The sequence below is a fragment of the Variovorax sp. 01T432 genome, assembly GCF_056398605.1.
In genome coordinates, this window is the sequence record NZ_JBFTPS010000088.1 from 1 (window position 1) to 18730 (window position 18730).

The window sequence follows — 18730 nt, forward strand, 5'->3', positions numbered from 1 at the left end:
AACTGCCCGCGGACAAGGAAATGGTCATGCCGGGCGACAACGTGTCGATCACGGTGAAGCTGATCAACCCGATCGCCATGGAAGAAGGCCTGCGCTTTGCGATCCGCGAAGGCGGCCGTACCGTGGGCTCGGGCGTCGTGGCAAAGATCATCGATTAAGAATCGCGAAGGGGTATAGCTCAATTGGCAGAGCGTCGGTCTCCAAAACCGAAGGTTGTAGGTTCGATTCCTACTGCCCCTGCCACCTGAGGGTGGCCCTGAAAAAGCCCGTCATGATCTGACGGGCTTCGGCGTCTCAAGAAGACGTGATGTATAGAAGGCCTGATGGCCGCAGGAACCTTGCCCAAGATGGCTACTTCTCAAATCGAAACCGTCAGTACGAATGCAGATAAGGCCAAGCTGGCTGGCGCTGCCGTGCTCGCGGTGGGCGCCATCGTGGCGTTCTATCTGCTTTCGCGCCAGGGCGCGGTTGTGCAGTGGGTTGCCTTGCTGGTGGGTCTCGCTGCCGCCGTCGGCGCGTTCGCAAGTTCGGAGAGTGGCCGGCAGCTTTGGGCTTTTGGCCGCGATTCGTGGCGCGAAGTCAAGAAGGTTGTGTGGCCTTCGCGCAAGGAAACGATCCAGATGACGGCATATGTGTTTGCCTTCGTCGCGATCATGTCCGTCTTCCTTTGGCTCACTGACAAGACGCTCGAATGGGTGTTCTTTGACCTTATTCTGGGCTGGAGAAAATAATGACTGACGAAGCTGTCGAAACCACCCCGGAGGTTCATCCTCTGCTGGTTCCTGCTGCCAATCCCGACCTTCGGTGGTATGTGGTGCATGCGTATTCCGGCATGGAGAAGGCCGTCGAGCGCAACATCCTCGAGCGCATCAATCGCGCTGGCATGCAGAGCAAGTTCGGTCGCATCCTGGTCCCGACCGAGGAAGTGGTCGAGATCAAGAATGGGCAGAAGCGCACGACCGAGCGTCGTTTCTTCCCGGGGTACGTCCTGGTGGAAATGATCATGGACGACGAAAGCTGGCACCTGGTGAAGCACACCAACAAAGTGACCGGGTTCGTCGGTGGGGCCAAGAACCGCCCAGCCCCAATCTCGCAAAAAGAGGTTGAGGACATCGTTGGCCAGATGCAGCAAGGCACCGCCAAGCCACGCCACAAGGTGGAGTTCGTTGTTGGCGAGTTCGTTCGCGTCAAGGAAGGTCCGTTCACGGATTTCAATGGCACGGTCGAGGAAGTCAACTACGAAAAGAGCAAGGTGCGTGTGTCGGTCATGATTTTCGGCCGCGCGACGCCTGTTGAGCTCGAATTCAGCCAAGTCGAAAAGACTTGAGTTCTTGCAGGATGGGTCGCGACGACCTGTGTTCCATCCTGAAATGATTGCATGGGCTTTGCGCTTCCCGACTCGGCGCAAGGCTTCGGTGTCAGAGTCGTCAACCCCGGGGAGCTGCGGCTGAAAAAGCCAAGGCGTTATCACCCGCAAGGAGAAAAGCATGGCGAAAAAAATCGTCGGCTTCATCAAGCTGCAAGTGCCAGCTGGTAAAGCCAATCCATCGCCGCCCATCGGCCCCGCACTGGGCCAGCGCGGTTTGAACATCATGGAATTCTGCAAGGCGTTCAACGCGCAGACCCAGGGCGTCGAGCCGGGCCTGCCGCTGCCGGTGGTCATCACCGCATTCGCCGACAAGAGCTTCACGTTCATCATCAAGACGCCGCCGGCGGTCACCTTGATCAAGAAGGCCATCAAGCTCGACAAGGGTTCGGCACGTCCGCATACGGACAAGGTCGGCAAGATCACGCGCGCACAGCTCGAAGAAATCGCCAAGACCAAGATGAAGGATCTGACTGCTGCCGATCTGGATGCCGCGGTGCGTACCATCGCCGGCTCCGCCCGTTCGATGGGCGTGAATGTGGAGGGCGTGTAATGGCCAAGATCACCAAGAAGCAAAAGGCGCTAGCGGGCAAGGTCGACAGCAACAAGCTGTACGCACTCTCCGACGCTATCGGGCTTGTCAAAGAGGCGGCCACGGCCAAGTTCGATGAGTCCATCGACGTGGCTGTGCAACTGGGCATCGATGCGAAGAAGTCTGACCAAGTCGTTCGCGGCGCCGTCGTGCTGCCTAACGGCACCGGCAAGACGAAGCGCGTCGCGGTGTTCGCCCAGGGCGCCAAGGCTGAAGAAGCCAAAGCCGCTGGCGCCGATATCGTCGGCATGGATGACTTGGCTGCGATGGTGAAGGCTGGCGACATGCCTTTCGACGTCGTGATCGCAGCACCGGACGCCATGCGCGTGGTCGGGACGCTGGGCCAGATCCTCGGTCCGCGCGGTCTCATGCCCAATCCGAAGGTCGGAACGGTCACGCCCGACGTCGCCACGGCGGTGAAGAACGCCAAGGCCGGTCAGGTGCAGTTCCGTGTCGACAAGGCGGGCATCGTGCACGGCACGATCGGCCGTCGCTCCTTCGACGCAGACAAGTTGCAAGGCAATCTTGCCGCGCTGATCGAAGCACTGGTCAAGGCCAAGCCCGCAACGAGCAAGGGCGTGTACCTGCGCAAGGTTGCCGTCTCGTCGACCATGGGTCTGGGTGTCCGCGTGGACACGCAAACCATTTCGGCGAGCTGAAGAAGATTTGCCTCGCCCTTCCGGGGGTGGGGCAATGTGGTGGGTCGCGGCAGCTTCGGTTGCCGCGAGCCATCCAAGACCGCTGGTGTGCAGGAGGGCTTGCACTTAATCGTCCCACCGTCGTGTGGACAACCAGCGCAGATGGCGATCCCGCTGCAAAGGAATTCGTTTCCGAAACAGTTGGTCGCTGCATGAAGCGCGCCTTGAGGCCTCGGCCGAGGGGTGCATTGAAAAGGAGTAGACCTTGAGTCTGAATCGCAGTGAGAAAGAAGCGGTCATCAGTGATGTGACCAGCCTCGCCGCAAAAGCTCAAACGCTCGTGCTGGCGGAATACCGTGGCATCACGGTTGCCGATATGACCAAACTGCGCAACGACGCGCGCAGCAAGGGTGTGAATCTCAGCGTGTTGAAAAACACGCTGGCACGCCGTGCTGTCGCTGGTAGCGCATTTGAGATCCTCGGTGACCAGATGACCGGCCCGCTGATCTACGGCTTTTCCGAAGACGCTGTGGCTGCCGCGAAAGTGGTGGCCGATTTCGCGAAGACCAACGACAAGTTGGTGATTCGCGGCGGCGCATTCGGTGGCAAGGCCCTGGACGTGGACGGCGTGAAGCAGTTGGCCAACATCCCTTCGAAGGAAGTGTTGCTGGCTCAACTGCTGGGCTTGATGCAGTCCCCGATCTCGCGCACGGCCCGTGTTCTGGCCGCGCTCGCCGAGAAACGTGGTGGTGGCGAAGCGCCGGCCGAAGCTCCGGCCGAGGAACCGCAAGCCGCTTGAGCCTTGCGTTTGAAATATTCAACCCAATTGTTAGGAAACAAAAATGGCATTCGATAAAGACGCATTTCTGACCGCGCTCGACAGCATGACGGTCCTGGAACTCAACGACCTGGTGAAAGCCATCGAAGAGAAGTTCGGCGTGAGCGCCGCAGCGATGTCGGCTCCTGCCGCCGCCGGTGGTGCCGCCGCCGCTGTGGTCGAAGAGAAGACCGAGTTCAACGTCATGCTGATGGATGCGGGCGCAAACAAGGTGTCGGCGATCAAGGCAGTGCGCGAAATCACCGGCCTGGGCCTCAAGGAAGCCAAGGACCTGGTGGAAGCCGCTCCCAAGGCCGTCAAGGAAGGTCTGTCGAAGGCAGATGCCGAAGCCGCCAAGAAGAAGCTGGAAGATGCTGGCGCCAAGGTGGAACTGAAGTAATTCGGTCCCGCTGAAGGGCTGGAGTGTGCCGGAAGGCCCTCCAGCCTTTACCGCTTTCAGAGCGCACCCAAAAGCTGCCGTGTCCACGCGGCTTTTGAGTGTCTTCTGACCCCGACTGCAGAAGACCCCTTGGTTCGGGTGATGTGCAACGCATCACTGTCCGCCAACGGCTGGTAGTGGCCAGCCGCCAAGCAGTGGTGCGAAAGCATTGCTGACAAGTCGCTGAAGATCTCAAGCCCCGGAGCTCTCATGGCCCAAACGTCCACGTACAGTTACACCGAACGCAAGCGCATCCGAAAGAACTTCGGTAACCGCGACAGCGTCGTCGAAATCCCCTACTTGCTGCAGATGCAGAAGGACGCATACACCGCGTTCCTGCAAGCCGGCATTCCACCGCAGAAGCGCACCGTGGAAGGCCTTCAGGCCGCCTTCGACGCGGCGTTCCCCATCGTCTCGCACAACGGTTTTGTCGAGATGAAGTTCCTCGAATACAACCTCGCGAAGCCTGCTTTCGACGTGCGTGAATGCCAGACCCGTGGCTTGACCTTCGCTTCGGCAGTCCGCGCGAAGGTGCAACTCATCATCTATGACCGCGAGTCGTCGACCTCGCAGTCGAAGGTGGTCAAGGAGGTGAAGGAACAAGAGGTCTACATGGGCGAAGTGCCGCTCATGACCGAAAAGGGTTCCTTCATCATCAACGGCACCGAGCGCGTCATCGTGTCTCAGTTGCACCGTTCGCCTGGGGTATTTTTCGAGCACGACAAGGGCAAGACGCACAGCTCGGGCAAGCTGTTGTTCTCGGCTCGCGTTATTCCTTACCGCGGTTCGTGGCTCGACTTCGAGTTCGACCCCAAGGACATGCTGTACTTCCGCGTCGATCGTCGTCGCAAGATGCCGGTCACGATCCTGCTGAAGGCCATCGGCCTGAATCCGGAGTCGATCCTTGCGAACTTCTTCGTGAATGACAACTTCCGCCTGATGGACAGCGGGGCGCAGATGGAGTTCGTCTCCGAGCGCCTGCGCGGTGAGGTCGCCCGCTTCGACATCACCGACAAGTCCGGCAAGGTCGTGGTCGCCAAGGACAAGCGCGTCACCGCGCGCCACACTCGCGAACTCGAGCAGAACGGCACCACCCATATCAGCGTTCCGGAAGACTTCCTGGTCGGTCGCGTCGTGGCTCGCAACATCGTCGACCCCGACTCCGGCGAGATCCTGGCGAAGGCCAACGACGAATTGACCGAAGCACTGCTGAAGAAGCTGCGCTCGGCCGGCGTGCAGGACGTGCAGGCCATCTACACCAACGAACTCGACCAGGGCGCCTACATTTCGCAGACGCTGCGCATCGACGAGACGGTCGATGAGTTCGCGGCCCGCGTGGCCATCTACCGCATGATGCGTCCCGGCGAACCACCGACGGAAGACGCCGTGCAGGCCCTGTTCCAGCGCCTCTTCTACAACCCGGACACCTACGACCTGTCGCGCGTCGGTCGGATGAAGTTCAATGCCAAGGTCGGACGCGACGAGTCGACCGGTCCGATGGTGCTGACCAACGAGGACATCCTGGCCGTGGTCAAGATCCTTGTCGACCTGCGCAACGGCCGTGGCGAGGTCGATGACATCGACCACCTGGGCAATCGCCGGGTGCGTTGCGTCGGCGAACTGGCCGAGAACCAGTACCGCACGGGTCTGGCTCGGATCGAGAAGGCTGTGAAGGAGCGCCTGGGCCAGGCCGAGCAGGAACCGCTGATGCCGCACGACCTCATCAACAGCAAGCCGATCTCGGCCGCGTTGAAGGAGTTCTTCGGTGCTTCGCAGCTGTCGCAGTTCATGGACCAGACGAACCCGCTGTCCGAGATCACGCACAAGCGTCGAGTCTCGGCTCTTGGCCCGGGCGGCCTGACCCGCGAACGTGCCGGCTTCGAGGTGCGCGACGTTCACGTCACGCACTACGGCCGCGTGTGCCCGATCGAAACGCCGGAAGGCCCGAACATCGGTCTGATCAATTCACTGGCCCTGTACGCCCGCCTGAACGAATACGGCTTCATCGAAACGCCGTACCGCCGCGTGATCGACAGCAAGGTCACGATGGAGATCGACTACCTGTCCGCCATTGAAGAAGGCAAGTACGTGATCGCCCAGGCGAACGCCGCCCTCGACAAGGATGGCCAGCTGACCGGTGACCTCGTCTCGGCGCGCGAAGCCGGCGAGTCGATCCTGGTGAGCGCCGAGCGCGTGCAGTACATGGACGTGTCGCCCGCGCAGATCGTGTCGGTGGCCGCATCGCTCGTTCCGTTCCTGGAGCATGACGATGCGAACCGCGCGCTGATGGGCGCCAACATGCAGCGTCAGGCCGTGCCCGTCCTGCGTCCGGAGAAGGCCTTCGTCGGCACCGGTATCGAGCGCGTCTCCGCGGTCGACTCGGGCACCGTGGTCACTGCCACTCGCGGCGGCATCGTCGACTATGTCGATGCCACCCGCATCGTGGTGCGCGTGAACGACGCCGAAGCGGCTGCCGGTGAAGTCGGTGTGGACATCTACAACCTGATCAAGTATCAGCGTTCGAACCAGAACACCAACATCCATCAGCGCCCGATCGTCAAGCGCGGGGACAAGATCGCCAAGGGCGACGTGGTAGCCGACGGCGCATCGACAGACCTCGGAGAGCTGGCCCTTGGCCAGAACATGCTGGTCGCGTTCATGCCCTGGAACGGCTACAACTTCGAAGACTCGATCCTGATCAGCGAACGTGTCGTGGCCGAAGACCGCTACACCTCGATCCATATCGAGGAACTGGTCGTGATGGCGCGCGATACCAAGCTCGGCGCCGAGGAAATCACACGCGACATCCCTAACCTGGCCGAGCAACAGCTCAATCGCCTGGACGAGTCGGGCATCATCTACGTCGGTGCTGAAGTGCAGCCGGGCGACACGCTGGTCGGCAAGGTCACGCCCAAGGGCGAGACCACGCTGACGCCTGAAGAAAAGCTGCTGCGCGCGATCTTCGGCGAGAAGGCTTCCGACGTGAAGGACACCTCGCTGCGCGTCGACCAGGGTTCGCAAGGCACGGTGATCGACGTGCAGGTGTTCACTCGCGAAGGCATCACGCGTGACAAGCGTGCCCAGCAGATCATCGACGACGAGCTGAAGCGCTTCCGCCTCGACCTGAACGACCAGCTCCGCATCGTCGAAGCCGACGCGTTCGACCGGATCGAGAAGCTCCTGATCGGGAAGATCGCCAATGGTGGCCCGAACAAGCTTGCCAAGGGCACCAAGCTCGACAAGGCCTACCTGGCCTCGATCGAGAAGTTCCACTGGTTCGACATCCGCCCGGCGGAAGACGAGGTTGCGGGGCAGCTCGAGTCGATCAAGAACTCGCTCGAGCAGACGCGCCACAGCTTCGACCTCGCGTTCGAAGAAAAGCGCAAGAAGCTCACGCAGGGTGATGAGTTGCCCGCGGGCGTGCTGAAGATGGTCAAGGTCTACCTTGCCGTCAAGCGCCGCCTCCAACCCGGCGACAAGATGGCCGGCCGCCACGGCAACAAGGGTGTGGTGTCGAAGATCGTTCCGGTCGAAGACATGCCCCACATGGCCGACGGCACACCGTGCGACATCTGCCTGAACCCGCTGGGCGTGCCTTCGCGGATGAACGTCGGCCAGGTGCTCGAAGTGCATCTGGGCTGGGCCGGCAAGGGCATTGGCCAGCGCATCGGTGACATGCTGCAAGCCGAAGCCAAGGTGGCCGAGTTGCGCAAGTTCCTGGACCAGCTCTACAACGGATCGGGCCGTAAGGAAGACCTGAGCAAGCTCAGCGACACCGATGTGCTCGAGATGGCGGGTAACCTGTCGAGCGGCGTTCCGTTCGCGACGCCTGTGTTCGACGGCGCCTCGGAAGAAGAAATCCGCGGCATGCTGAAGCTCGCGTATCCCGAGGAGATCGCCAAGATCAAGGGCCTGACCGATACGCGCACCCAGGCGTATCTGTACGACGGTCGCACCGGCGACCAGTTCGAGCGGCCCGTCACGGTCGGCTACATGCACGTGCTCAAGCTGCACCACTTGGTGGACGACAAGATGCACGCGCGTTCGACCGGTCCGTACAGCCTGGTGACCCAGCAGCCCTTGGGCGGCAAGGCCCAGTTCGGCGGCCAGCGTTTCGGGGAAATGGAAGTGTGGGCGCTCGAAGCTTACGGCGCTGCCTATGTCCTGCAGGAAATGCTGACCGTGAAGTCCGACGACGTTCAAGGCCGTACCAAGGTGTACGAGAGCATCGTCAAGGGCGAACACTCGATCGAAGCCGGCATGCCGGAATCGTTCAATGTGCTGGTCAAGGAAATTCGTTCCTTGGGCCTGGACATTGAACTCGAACGCTCATAAGCAGAAAAGGAAAGAGTCACATGAAGTCATTACTCGACCTGTTCAAGCAATTCACGCCCGATGAGCATTTCGATGCCATTCGTATCGGCATGGCATCGCCCGAGAAGATCCGCTCCTGGTCATTCGGCGAGGTGAAGAAGCCCGAGACCATCAACTACCGGACTTTCAAGCCGGAACGTGATGGCCTGTTCTGTGCCAAGATTTTCGGCCCCATCAAGGACTACGAATGCCTGTGCGGCAAGTACAAGCGCCTGAAGCATCGTGGCGTGATCTGCGAGAAGTGCGGCGTTGAAGTCACGCAGACCAAGGTGCGCCGCGAGCGCATGGGTCACATCGACCTGGCTGCGCCTTGCGCCCACATCTGGTTCCTGAAGTCGCTGCCGTCGCGTCTGGGCCTCGTGCTCGACATGACGCTGCGCGATATCGAACGCGTGCTTTACTTCGAAGCCTACGTGATCACCGATCCGGGCATGACGCCGCTGAAGAAGTTCGGCATCATGTCGGAAGACGACTACGACGCCAAGCGCAAGGAATACGGTGACGAGTTCATCGCCAAGATGGGCGCTGAAGGCATCAAGGACCTGCTGGAAGGCATCGAACTCGACAGCGAGATCGAGAAGCTGCGCGGCGATCTGACCGGCTCCGAAGTGAAGGTCAAGAAGAACTCCAAGCGCCTCAAGGTGCTCGAAGCCTTCCGCAAGTCGGGCATCAAGCCCAACTGGATGGTGCTCGAAGTTCTGCCGGTGCTGCCGCCGGACCTGCGTCCGCTGGTGCCGCTGGACGGCGGCCGCTTCGCGACCTCCGACCTGAACGACCTCTATCGTCGCGTCATCAACCGCAACAGCCGCCTGCGCCGCCTGCTCGAACTGAAGGCGCCGGAAATCATCGCCCGCAACGAAAAGCGGATGCTCCAGGAAGCGGTCGACTCGCTGCTGGACAACGGTCGCCGTGGCAAGGCCATGACGGGCGCCAACAAGCGTGCGTTGAAGTCGCTGGCCGACATGATCAAGGGCAAGAGCGGTCGTTTCCGCCAGAACTTGCTGGGCAAGCGCGTCGACTACTCCGGCCGTTCGGTCATCGTGGTGGGCCCGACGCTCAAGCTGCACCAGTGCGGTCTGCCGAAGCTGATGGCGCTGGAGCTGTTCAAGCCCTTCATCTTCTCGCGCCTGGAAGCCATGGGCATTGCGACCACCATCAAGGCGGCGAAGAAGGAAGTGGAATCGGGTACGCCGGTGGTGTGGGACATCCTTGAAGAGGTGATCAAGGAGCACCCGGTGATGCTGAACCGCGCTCCGACGCTGCATCGCTTGGGTATCCAGGCTTTCGAGCCGATCCTGATCGAAGGCAAGGCGATCCAGCTGCACCCGCTGGTTTGCGCGGCCTTCAACGCCGACTTCGACGGCGACCAGATGGCCGTCCACGTGCCCCTGTCGGTCGAAGCCCAGATGGAAGCTCGCACGCTGATGCTGGCCTCCAACAACGTGCTGTTTCCGGCCAACGGGGAACCGTCGATCGTGCCGTCGCAGGACGTGGTGCTGGGTCTGTACTACACGACCCGCGATCGCATCAACGGCAAGGGCGAGGGCCTGATCTTCTCCGATATCGGTGAAGTGCAGCGCGCACTCGACGCCAACGTGGTCGAACTCACCGCCAAGGTGAGCGTGCGCATCACCGAGTACACGAAGGACAAGGAGACCGGCGAGTTCACGCCGTCGACCACGCTCCAGGACACGACGGTCGGCCGTGCGCTCTTGTCCGAGATCCTGCCCAAGGGCCTGCCGTTCTCGAACATCAACAAGGCGCTGAAGAAGAAGGAGATCTCCAAGCTGATCAACGTCTCCTTCCGCAAGTGCGGTCTGAAGGAGACCGTGGTCTTCGCGGACAAGCTGTTGCAGAACGGTTTCCGTCTGGCGACCAAGGCAGGGATCTCGATCGCGATCGACGACATGCTGGTGCCGGCCGAGAAGCACGGCATCATCGAGCGCTCTGCCAAGGAAGTGAAGGAGATCGAACAGCAGTATGTCTCGGGTCTGGTCACCTCCGGCGAACGCTACAACAAGGTCGTGGACATCTGGGGCAAGGCCGGCGACGAAGTGTCGAAGGTCATGATGGCCAAGCTCTCCAAGGAGAAGGCCACCGATCGTCACGGCAATGAAGTCGAGCAGGAATCCTTCAATTCGATCTACATGATGGCCGACTCGGGCGCGCGCGGTTCGGCCGCGCAGATCCGGCAGGTGGCCGGCATGCGGGGTCTGATGGCCAAGCCGGATGGCTCGATCATCGAGACGCCCATCACCGCCAACTTCCGTGAAGGCCTGAACGTGTTGGAGTACTTCATCTCCACCCACGGTGCTCGCAAGGGCCTGGCCGATACGGCGTTGAAGACCGCGAACTCGGGTTACCTGACGCGTCGCCTGGTCGACGTGACTCAGGATCTGGTGGTGATCGAGCAGGACTGCGGCACGCAGGACGGCGCAGTGATGCGCGCGATCGTCGAAGGTGGTGAAGTGATCGAATCGCTGCGCGACCGCATTCTCGGTCGTACTGCGGCCGAAGACATCCTGCATCCCGAGACGCGTGCCGTGCTCGCCCAGGCCGGCGACATGCTCGATGAAGACGTGATCGAAGCGCTCGAACTGGAAGGTGTGGACGAGGTCAAGGTTCGCACGGCGCTGACCTGCTCGACGCGCTTCGGTCTCTGCGCCAAGTGCTACGGCCGCGACCTCGGCCGCGGTGGCCTGGTGAACAACGGCGAGGCGGTCGGCGTGATCGCGGCGCAGTCGATCGGCGAACCCGGGACCCAGCTCACGATGCGGACCTTCCACATCGGCGGTGCGGCGTCGCGTGCAGCCGTGGCATCGAGCGTCGAAGCCAAGTCCAATGGCGTGATCGGCTTCAACGCCACGATGCGCTATGTGACCAACAGCAAGAACGAGCTGGTCGTGATCGCGCGTTCGGGCGAGATCGTCATTCATGACGAACATGGCCGTGAGCGCGAGCGCCACAAGGTGCCTTACGGCGCCACGCTGGCGGTGAAGGCTGACCAGCAGATCAAGGCCGGCCATGTGCTCGCCAATTGGGACCCGCTGACCCGCCCGATCATCACGGAATTCGCCGGTACGGCGAAGTTCGAGAACGTCGAGGAAGGTCTGACGGTCGCCAAGCAGGTCGATGAGGTCACGGGCCTGTCGACGCTGGTCGTGATCGATCCGAAGCGCCGCGGCGCTGCCAAGGTGGTGCGACCGCAAGTGAAGCTGATCGACGCCGCCGGCGCCGAGGTCAAGATCCCGGGTACCGACCATTCGGTGACGATCGGCTTCCCGATCGGTGCGCTGGTGCAGGTGCGCGACGGTCAGGAAGTGGGCCCGGGCGAAGTGCTGGCGCGTATACCGGTCGAAGGCCAGAAGACCCGCGACATCACCGGCGGTCTGCCGCGCGTGGCTGAACTGTTCGAGGCGCGCTCGCCGAAGGACAAGGGCATGCTTGCCGAGATGACGGGTACCGTGTCGTTCGGTAAGGAGACCAAGGGCAAGATCCGTCTGCAGATCACCGATCCGGAAGGCAAGGTCTGGGAAGACCTCGTGCCGAAGGAAAAGAACATCCTGGTGCACGAAGGCCAGGTGGTGAACAAGGGCGAAAGCGTGGTCGACGGCCCGGCGGATCCGCAGGACATCCTGCGCCTGCTGGGATCGGAAGAACTCGCGCGCTACATCGTGGACGAAGTCCAGGACGTGTACCGTCTCCAAGGCGTGAAGATCAACGACAAGCACATCGAGGTGATTGTTCGCCAGATGCTGCGCCGTGTTGTGGTCGAGAGCGTGGGCGACACGAACTACATCGCCGGCGAACAGGTCGAGCGCAGCGAAATGCTCAACACCAACGACGCCCTGCGCGCCGAAGGCAAGATGCCCGCGACCTTCACCAACCTGCTGCTTGGTATTACCAAGGCGTCGTTGTCGACCGACAGCTTCATCAGCGCCGCGTCGTTCCAGGAAACGACGCGTGTGTTGACCGAAGCGGCGATCATGGGCAAGCGCGACGAACTGCGCGGCCTGAAGGAAAACGTCATCGTCGGTCGCCTGATTCCCGCAGGCACCGGCATGGCGTACCACCAGGCACGCAAGGTCAAGGACGCCATGGACGAAGCCGAGCGCCGCGCGATCGCCGAATCGGAAGCCGCCGAACTGGCCGGCACTTCGAGCGACGATGCGAGCACGGCCGACGCCAGCGAAAGCGCCGCGACCGAATAACTGGTTAGCATCACCGGCCATGACCGGTCTCAAACGCCCCCCTTCCGCCCGTGGATCGGGGGCTTTTTTCTGGCGGCGGCAGCCATGAGCGGCATGTCCGACGGGCTTCCCTTCTGGATCGCCGGCGGCCTTGTGCTGTTCTGGTTCGTCGGCGCCTACAACCGACTCATGCGCCTTCGATCGACGGCATTGCAGGCCTATGCGGCGCTTGACGCGGCGCTCGTGCGGCAACTGGACTTCGTGCAGACGCGTGCGGCGCAGGAGCAGCAGGTGTCGGCTCAGGATCCAGATCCGGCGCCCGAGGCAGCTCGCTCCGGCACAGCCGTTCAGGCCGCGGCCGCCCAGTTGGCAACCCTGCTGGCTGCGACGCGCCTGCAGCCGCTGGACCCGACCCGGCTCGCCGCCCTCGCCACGGCGCTGCACGTGATGCTTTCGGCCTGGCAGCGCGGGCATCCCGAATCGGTCGTCAGCTTCGAGGCCGACGGCACCTTGTCGCGGCCCGCGGGTCTGGGCGACAAGGACGAGCCGACCAACGGTACGGCGCCGATCGCCTGGCCAGAGCCTTCGCCTGCGGCTGAAATCGCCCGTAACCAGTTCAATCTGGCGGTGACGCGATACAACGCGGCCGTCAGTCAGTTTCCCGCGCTCCTTGTGGCGTGGATCATGCAATTGCGGCAAGCTGCGCCGCTGCGCTGATCCGGCTACCCCTCCATCGATGCGGAAGTCCCGCGCCCACCCATTCTTCTGAAGAACAAGTTGTCAGATCCATCAGATTCCGCCCAGGGTTCCTCGCCCTCTTCGCCGCCGCTCTGGCGCCAGTTGCAGCTCACGGCTGGTGCCTTGACGTCGATTCGCGCGGGGGTTTCTGGGGCAGTCGCGTTCGAAGCCGTCGAGCCTTCACTCCGGCCAGGCGTGCAGGCACTTGGCTTCCAGGTTCTCCGCTGGCTCGGCCGGGCTGAGGCTCTGCGCCGGCAGCTGGCCAAGCGAACACCGCCACCGGCGGCTGATGCCTTGCTGTGCACAGCACTCGCATTGGCTTGGGATGCCGAGCGCTCGCCGTATGAACCCTTCACCCTCGTCGATCAAGCGGTAGAGGCCGCAAAGCGTAATCCCGGCACCCGTGCGCAGGCGAGTTTCATCAACGCCTGCCTGCGGCGCTTCCTGCGTGAGCGCGACGAGCTTGTCGCGCTCACGGAGCGCGAGCCGGTGGCTCAATGGAATCATCCGCGCTGGTGGATCGAACGGCTCAAGCGAGACTATCCCCGCGAATGGCAGCGTGTACTTGCTGTCGATAATGCCCAGGCGCCGATGACGCTGCGGGTCAATGTGCAGCAGACGGACGTTGCGTCCTACATGCGGGCGCTGGAGGCCATCGAATTGGATGCCACCCCGGTCGGCCCCAGTGGGCTGCAGCTATCGCGCGCGCGGCCGGTTCAGCAACTGCCCGGTTTTGCCGAAGGCGAGTGCTCGGTGCAGGACGCGGCTGCGCAACTGGCGGCGCCGCTGCTCCTGGGCGGTCTGAAGTCCGAGCACGGCGGTGCGCCCTTGCGAGTGCTCGACGCCTGCGCCGCGCCTGGCGGCAAGACTGCCCATCTGCTGGAGCTGGCTGGGCCTGACGTCATCGAACTCATCGCTTTGGAAGTCGATCCCGTACGCGGCCGCCGGATCGACGAAACGCTCAAACGGATCGGGATGAGCGCCAAGGTTGTGATTGCAGACGCGGCACGACCGCATGAATGGTGGGACGGCCGACCTTTCGACGCCATCCTGCTCGATGCGCCCTGCACTGCATCCGGCATCGTCCGGCGTCATCCCGACGTTCGGTGGCTGCGCCGCGAGAGCGATATTGCACAACTCGCGCTCCAGCAGGCGATGCTGCTGGCCGCCCTTTGGCCGCTGGTCCGTCCTGGCGGTCGCTTGCTTTATTGCACCTGTTCGGTCTTCCGCGAGGAGGGCGCGCACCAGATCGATGCGTTCCTTGCACACAACACCGATGCCCGTTTGTTGCCCTCGCCGGGGCATTTGCTGCCCCAAAGCGGGATGAATGCGCGCGGTGTCCCGGACAATGCCTTGGGTGATCACGACGGTTTCTTCTACGCTTTGCTTGAGAAGCGGCCGCGCTGAAAGACGGGGCTCGGCCTCGCTGGTCGCGCTGCTGATACTCGCCTGGGTCCTGGCATGGCTGCCAGGCCCGGCGTCAGCACAGTCGCCAGCCGCGTCGGTGACCCAGCTTCGCCTCGAGCAATCAGAGGATGGTGTCTACCTTACGGCGCAGGTGCAATTCGACTTGCAGCCTCTGGTCGAAGAGGTGCTCGAGAAAGGGATCGCGATCTATTTCGTGGCCGAGGCCGAGGTCTATCGGGAACGCTGGTACTGGACCGATCTCAAAGTTGCACATGCGACTCGGCACATGCGGTTGGCCTATCAGCCGCTCAGCCGGCGCTGGCGACTCAACATGTCCGCGGTTCCCATCACCAACTCAGGCTTCGGCGTGTCTCTGAATCAGAATTTCGACACGCTCCAGGACGCCCTGGACGGCATCCGCCGGATCGGCCGTCTTCGGCTGGGCGATATTTCGGATTTCGGCGACGAAACGGAGCCCCTGGTGTCGTTCCGATTCCGGCTCGACACCTCGCAGCTGCCGCGACCCTTCCAGATCGGTGTCGTGGGCCAGGCTGAATGGGACATCTCCACCAGCCGCAGCGTCCGCCTCCCGCTAGAGAGGTTGAAGTGAGGACCACCCCGCGCGGCGGCGCCAGGGGGTCACCGCAGGCGCGTCGTTCCCGCGCCATGCGTTGGGCGATCGGTGTCGGCGCGGCGATGGTGACAGCGATCGGCCTGGTGCTGATGTTCCTGTTGGCGCAGGCGACCAACAACCGCGCCTTCTACGAACAGAACTACGCGCGCCTGTTCGGCATCAATGTGGTCGTTGCGGTCGTGCTGGTACTGGTGATTGGCTGGGTGGCGTTCCGGTTGTTGCGGCGGCTGCGCCAGGGCAAGTTCGGCAGTCGCCTGCTGATCAAGCTGGCGGCGATTTTTGCGCTCGTGGGAGTGGTGCCCGGCATGCTGGTGTACGTGGTGTCCTATCAGTTCGTCGCGCGCTCGATCGAGAGCTGGTTCGACGTCAAGGTAGAAGGCGCACTCGACGCTGGCCTGAATCTCGGTCGGGCCACGCTGGACTCCCTGTCCGATGATCTTGTGAGCAAGACCCGTGCGGCGAGTACCCAACTCGCCGACGTGCCTGATGCGAGCGCTGGCCTTGTGCTCGAGCGCATTCGGGAGCAACTGGGTGCCAGCGACGTGGTGCTGTGGACCGGTGGCGGGCAACTGGTGGCTGGCGCGGGCGCGTCTCGCTTCCAGCTCAATCCTGAGCGACCCTCCCCCCAGCAGCTGCGCCAGGTGCGCACCGACCATGCGGTCGCGCGTATCGAAGGCCTTGACGAAATACCCGCGCCCGGCGCGGCCGCGCCGCCCCCGGCCAGCGTACGCGCGCTCGCGCTCGTGCAACGCCTGGGTTTCGAGTTCAACACCGAGCCGCGTTTTCTTCAGGTGACCCAATCGATTCCGCCGGCGGTCGTGGCCAATGCGCTGGCCGTTCAGGAAGCCAATCGTGAATACCAGGAGAGAGCGCTTGCACGCGAAGGTTTGCGTCGCATGTACATCGGCACGCTCACACTGACGCTGTTTCTCGCGGTGTTCGGCGCGGTGCTGCTCGCGGTGCTGTTCGGCAATCAACTCGCGCGGCCCTTGCTCGTGCTGGCAGATGGCGTGCGCCAGGTGGCAGGCGGCGACCTGAGGCCCACAGCGGTCCTGCAGGGGAAGGACGAACTGGGGGGGCTCACGAGGTCGTTCGCGGTCATGACCCAGCAGCTGGCGGATGCGCGCGGCGCCGTCGAAAAGACCATGGGTGAACTCGATGCCGCCCGCTCGAACCTGCAGACCATCCTGGACAACCTGACTTCCGGCGTGATCGTGCTCGATGCGCGAGGGATCGTGCTCTCCACCAACCCGGGCGCCACCCGTGTGCTGCGGGCGCCACTCGCGGCCTACGAAGGCCTGCCGTTGGCGGAGGTGCCAGGGCTGGCTGAATTCGCGCAGAGCGTGCAACAGCAGTTCGACGACTTTCTTGTCGAGCGCGTCCAGCATGGGATCGACCACTGGCAGCACGCTTTCGAACTGCACGCCGGCGGCGACGGCATGGCGCAGGATGCCATCAATGTCGTGGCGCGCGGCGCAGAACTCCCTGGAGCAGAGCGCTTGTTGGTGTTCGACGACATCTCCGAAATCGTCTCTGCCCAGCGCGCGCAGGCCTGGGGCGAGGTCGCGCGTCGCCTTGCGCATGAGATCAAGAATCCGCTGACGCCCATCCAGCTTTCGGCCGAGCGCCTCGAGATGAAGCTGTCTGGCAAGGTGGCTCCGCCAGAGCAGGCGATCCTTACCAAGTCCGTCAAGACCATCGTCGACCAGGTTGACGCGATGAAACGACTCGTCAACGAATTCCGTGATTACGCGCGACTCCCCGCCGCCGACCTGAAGCCGGTCGACCTGAACGCGTTGGTCACCGATGTGCTGCAGCTCTACGCGCTGGAAAACGCCCCCATAGCGCTGCGTTCGGAGATCGACGAACACTGCCCGCCGATCCGTGGCGACGCGCAACAGATTCGGCAGGTTATTCACAACTTGTTGCAGAACGCCCAGGATGCGGCCGAGAGCACCGCCAGTGGAACCGGCCGCGCTGGCGAAGTCGTCATCCGCACCCGACTCGGGGATTCGGGGCAGCGCGTACGCCTGACGGTTCAGGATAGCGGCCCCGGGTTTGCCGAAAACATCCTCAAACGGGCCTTCGAACCCTACGTCACAACCAAGGCCAAGGGCACCGGGCTCGGTCTTGCCGTGGTCAAGAAAATCGCCGACGAGCACGGGGCGCGCATCGAACTTTCCAATCGCATCGTCGAAGGGGCTGTGGCAGGCGCGCAAGTCTCGTTATCATTCGCGCTAGCAGCAGAACCGCAGGGAGCGGTCGCTTACACCGAAGATTCGAAGTCGTCCACCACTTGAACGCTTGCATAGCGCGGGGGTGGACCGGCAAACGGACCCATCACCTACTACATACACCGGCGCAGACCTTCAAGCACTCATGGCAAACATTCTCGTGGTCGACGACGAGCTGGGCATCCGCGACCTGCTCTTCGAAATTCTCAATGACGAAGGCCACAACGTGGAACTCGCCGAGAACGCGGCCGAAGCTCGCGCCGCGCGGCAGCGCGCGCGTCCCGATCTCGTGTTGCTGGACATATGGATGCCCGACACCGACGGTGTGACGCTGTTGAAGGAGTGGTCCGCCGCCGGCCTTCTGAGCATGCCGGTCGTCATGATGAGCGGCCACGCAACGATCGATACTGCTGTCGATGCCACGCGCATCGGCGCGTTCGCGTTCCTCGAAAAGCCCATCACCTTGCAGAAGCTGCTGAAGGCCGTCGAGCAGGGGCTCGCACGTGAAAGCGCGCGGCGTGCCGCGGCGAGCGTGGTTCCGGCAACGACCAGTTTCTCCGCCGTGGTCACGACCGTTGGCGAGAGTGCATTGGTGCCGGCCGTGCCGCAGGCGCCGGTTGCAGATCCGGGTCCGCAATCCACGCAGAGCTTCGACCTCGACCGACCGCTTCGCGATGCGCGCGACGGCTTCGAGAAGGCCTACTTTGAGTTTCACCTCGCCATGGAAAACGGCTCCATGACACGAGTGGCCGAGAAGACAGGTCTCGAGCGCACCCATCTCTATCGCAAACTCAAGCAACTTGGCGTCGATCTTTCGAGAGGGCGTCGCAGCACTGTATAATTGTCGGCTGCACACCAAGGCCCGGTAGCTCAGTTGGTAGAGCAGCGGATTGAAAATCCGCGTGTCGGTGGTTCGATTCCGCCCCAGGCCACCAATCTCAAGCCCTTGATTCTTAACAGGATCAAGGGCTTTGTTGCTTCTGCCCGCCGCAATTCTTCCGGGGCCGCCAGGAACTAGACTGAAGTTCCTTGTACTTCGTAGTCACTCGAGAAGCGGCAAGTGGTTGTCGTGGTTCACGAATCCTCCTCTTCGGAGGATTTTTTTGGTGTCAATATGTAGTCACTAAATAGTTGACATTATGGCTCTTGTTCTATATATTGGCATTCATGGCAGCCCGCACCGGAACCGCTCACGTCGTCACTACGACCCGCAAGTACAAGGACCAGGTCTATCGCACCCACCTGCTACGCCGCAGCTACCGCGAGGACGGCAAGGTCAAGAACGAGACCCTGGGCAACCT

Annotated in this window: 14 protein-coding genes and 2 tRNA genes; all 16 read left to right on the plus strand. The window is 62.5% G+C overall.

From position 1 onward, the window contains the following. Positions 1 to 158, plus strand: a 158-nt coding sequence (locus AC1DNF_RS33990) for an EF-Tu C-terminal domain-related protein (protein WP_478153153.1), incomplete at its 5' end; no start/stop codon positions are given. 9 nt (positions 159 to 167) lie between these two features. Beyond that, a tRNA-Trp gene (locus AC1DNF_RS33995) sits at positions 168 to 243 on the plus strand. Between the two features lie 104 nt (positions 244 to 347). After that, positions 348 to 731 (plus strand): preprotein translocase subunit SecE, encoded by a 384-nt coding sequence (gene secE, locus AC1DNF_RS34000; RefSeq protein ID WP_478153155.1) that lies wholly within the window; start codon positions 348 to 350, stop codon positions 729 to 731. Further along, entirely contained in the window at positions 731 to 1327 is a 597-nt protein-coding gene (nusG, locus tag AC1DNF_RS34005) for a transcription termination/antitermination protein NusG (RefSeq protein ID WP_478153137.1), read from the plus strand. The genes secE and nusG overlap by 1 nt, the downstream gene beginning before the upstream one ends. A 160-nt stretch (positions 1328 to 1487) precedes the next feature. Next, complete coding sequence (gene rplK / locus AC1DNF_RS34010) at positions 1488 to 1919, plus strand: 50S ribosomal protein L11 (protein WP_478153139.1); 432 nt, start codon at positions 1488 to 1490, stop codon at positions 1917 to 1919. Continuing rightward, positions 1919 to 2617: a 50S ribosomal protein L1 gene (gene rplA, locus AC1DNF_RS34015; RefSeq protein WP_478153140.1), complete on the plus strand. Its 699-nt coding sequence runs from the start codon at positions 1919 to 1921 to the stop codon at positions 2615 to 2617. Before rplK ends, rplA begins: the two co-directional genes overlap by 1 nt. A 244-nt stretch (positions 2618 to 2861) precedes the next feature. Continuing rightward, positions 2862 to 3395: a 50S ribosomal protein L10 gene (rplJ, locus tag AC1DNF_RS34020; protein WP_478153142.1), complete on the plus strand. Its 534-nt coding sequence runs from the start codon at positions 2862 to 2864 to the stop codon at positions 3393 to 3395. A gap of 43 nt (positions 3396 to 3438) precedes the next feature. After that, on the plus strand, positions 3439 to 3813 hold the full coding sequence (rplL, locus tag AC1DNF_RS34025; protein ID WP_478153144.1) for a 50S ribosomal protein L7/L12: 375 nt from the start codon (positions 3439 to 3441) through the stop codon (positions 3811 to 3813). Positions 3814 to 4062: 249 nt separating this feature from the next. After that, positions 4063 to 8187, plus strand: coding sequence for a DNA-directed RNA polymerase subunit beta (gene rpoB, locus AC1DNF_RS34030; RefSeq protein ID WP_478153146.1), 4125 nt, complete (start codon positions 4063 to 4065; stop codon positions 8185 to 8187). A 20-nt stretch (positions 8188 to 8207) separates the two neighbouring features. Then, positions 8208 to 12437, plus strand: a complete 4230-nt coding sequence (gene rpoC, locus AC1DNF_RS34035; RefSeq protein ID WP_478153147.1) for a DNA-directed RNA polymerase subunit beta' — start codon at positions 8208 to 8210, stop codon at positions 12435 to 12437. 84 nt (positions 12438 to 12521) lie between these two features. After that, complete coding sequence (locus tag AC1DNF_RS34040; protein WP_478153149.1) at positions 12522 to 13133, plus strand: LemA family protein; 612 nt, start codon at positions 12522 to 12524, stop codon at positions 13131 to 13133. A gap of 48 nt (positions 13134 to 13181) precedes the next feature. Then, a complete protein-coding gene (rsmB, locus tag AC1DNF_RS34045) occupies positions 13182 to 14561 on the plus strand; it encodes a 16S rRNA (cytosine(967)-C(5))-methyltransferase RsmB (RefSeq protein WP_478153157.1) in 1380 nt (459 codons plus the stop codon). Between the two features lie 97 nt (positions 14562 to 14658). After that, on the plus strand, positions 14659 to 15171 hold the full coding sequence (locus tag AC1DNF_RS34050; protein ID WP_478153150.1) for a DUF4390 domain-containing protein: 513 nt from the start codon (positions 14659 to 14661) through the stop codon (positions 15169 to 15171). A 56-nt stretch (positions 15172 to 15227) separates the two neighbouring features. After that, the gene (locus tag AC1DNF_RS34055) at positions 15228 to 17495 is read left to right on the plus strand and encodes a sensor histidine kinase (protein WP_478153159.1); all 2268 of its coding nucleotides are present in this window, start codon (positions 15228 to 15230) and stop codon (positions 17493 to 17495) included. Between the two features lie 79 nt (positions 17496 to 17574). Beyond that, the gene (locus tag AC1DNF_RS34060; RefSeq protein ID WP_478153151.1) at positions 17575 to 18270 is read left to right on the plus strand and encodes a response regulator; all 696 of its coding nucleotides are present in this window, start codon (positions 17575 to 17577) and stop codon (positions 18268 to 18270) included. An 18-nt stretch (positions 18271 to 18288) separates the two neighbouring features. Next, positions 18289 to 18364 (plus strand) — tRNA-Phe (locus AC1DNF_RS34065). Positions 18365 to 18730: the final 366 nt, after the last annotated feature.

Excerpts from the sequence above, each read along its gene's own strand:
- secE (WP_478153155.1), top strand. The coding sequence starts at position 348 with ATGGCTACTTCTCAAATCGAAACCGTCAGTACGAATGCAGATAAGGCC.
- nusG (WP_478153137.1), top strand. The coding sequence starts at position 731 with ATGACTGACGAAGCTGTCGAAACCACCCCGGAGGTTCATCCTCTGCTG.
- rplK (WP_478153139.1), top strand. The coding sequence starts at position 1,488 with ATGGCGAAAAAAATCGTCGGCTTCATCAAGCTGCAAGTGCCAGCTGGT.
- rplA (WP_478153140.1), top strand. The coding sequence starts at position 1,919 with ATGGCCAAGATCACCAAGAAGCAAAAGGCGCTAGCGGGCAAGGTCGAC.
- rplL (WP_478153144.1), top strand. The coding sequence starts at position 3,439 with ATGGCATTCGATAAAGACGCATTTCTGACCGCGCTCGACAGCATGACG.
- rpoB (WP_478153146.1), top strand. The coding sequence starts at position 4,063 with ATGGCCCAAACGTCCACGTACAGTTACACCGAACGCAAGCGCATCCGA.
- rpoC (WP_478153147.1), top strand. The coding sequence starts at position 8,208 with ATGAAGTCATTACTCGACCTGTTCAAGCAATTCACGCCCGATGAGCAT.
- AC1DNF_RS34040 (WP_478153149.1), top strand. The coding sequence starts at position 12,522 with ATGAGCGGCATGTCCGACGGGCTTCCCTTCTGGATCGCCGGCGGCCTT.
- AC1DNF_RS34055 (WP_478153159.1), top strand. The coding sequence starts at position 15,228 with ATGCGTTGGGCGATCGGTGTCGGCGCGGCGATGGTGACAGCGATCGGC.
- AC1DNF_RS34060 (WP_478153151.1), top strand. The coding sequence starts at position 17,575 with ATGGCAAACATTCTCGTGGTCGACGACGAGCTGGGCATCCGCGACCTG.